This window comes from Halorubrum sp. Atlit-28R, from assembly GCF_003665955.1.
In the GTDB taxonomy this organism is placed as follows: domain Archaea; phylum Halobacteriota; class Halobacteria; order Halobacteriales; family Haloferacaceae; genus Halorubrum; species Halorubrum tropicale.
In genome coordinates, this window is sequence record NZ_QPLS01000278.1 from 1 (window position 1) to 439 (window position 439).

1 protein-coding gene is annotated in these 439 nt (G+C 62.9%); it reads left to right on the forward strand.

Features of this window, described 5'->3' with window-relative positions; genetic code table 11:
• A partial coding sequence (locus tag DVK06_RS17900; protein WP_303646268.1) for a histidine kinase dimerization/phospho-acceptor domain-containing protein occupies positions 1 to 439 on the forward strand: 439 nt, incomplete at both ends.

The following is a 439-nucleotide window of genomic DNA, read 5'->3' on the forward strand; positions in this document are numbered from 1 at the left end:
CGCGAACAACTCCTTCGCCAGCGCGAGCGCGAACTCGCCCGACAAAACGAGCAACTCGAATCGTTCGCGTCGGCCGTCTCGCACGACCTCCAGAACCCGCTCAACGTAGCCATGGGCTATCTCGAACTCGCCCAAGAACAGTTCGACAGCGACGAACTCGCCCGAGTGCAAGTCGCGCACGAACGGATGGAGACCATCATTCAAGACGTGCTGGCGTTGGCACGGAGCGGGCAGACCGTCGACGAGGTGGAGCCGCTACCGCTCAAACGAGTCGTCGCCGAAGCGTGGAACACCGTCGCGACCTCCTCGCCGGAAGCGACGCTCAAAATCGACGGTATCGCCGAGGTGGACGCCCATCACGGTCGGCTCCGACAACTCTTCGAAAACCTCCTGTCGAACGCGATTCGCCACGGTGGCGACGACGTGACAATCCGGGTCG